Annotated in this window: 1 protein-coding gene; it reads right to left on the bottom strand. The window is 38.5% G+C overall.

Features of this window, described 5'->3' with window-relative positions; all coding sequences use genetic code 11:
- Positions 1-204 precede the first annotated feature (204 nt).
- The coding region (locus AACW06_RS20265; RefSeq protein ID WP_238336787.1) for an IS1 family transposase at positions 205-314 on the bottom strand (110 nt) is incomplete at its 5' end.

Raw genomic sequence — 314 nt, 5'->3', positions numbered from 1 at the left:
CCATCGTTTATCAGTTAGCATTGTCCTTGGCATGGTGAACTCAGTTGTGATTTGTTTTTGGCGAAATGATTATAACCTTCACCATGCCGTTCAAAAAATCATCACGAAAGATCAACAGACCCTAGTACAAAGTCTAATATTGTCCTTTAACACTTCTACTCTTATGACAGCTGTAATATTTGGTCGCGACTCCAATCGGTTGATTCAAAGATAGAATTCTCGTTCAATGAATGTTCCGATCACCTTATCGTGCATCTTCTCCGATTTGGAAAAACCGATTGTTCTACGTACTAAACGTTTTAATCTGGAACGCA

This window comes from Vibrio sp. S12_S33 (assembly GCF_963889785.1).
Classification (GTDB): Bacteria; Pseudomonadota; Gammaproteobacteria; order Enterobacterales; family Vibrionaceae; genus Vibrio; species Vibrio aestuarianus.
The sequence above is the reverse complement of the archived record's forward strand: the minus strand, read 5'-3'. Positions and strand labels throughout refer to the sequence as shown.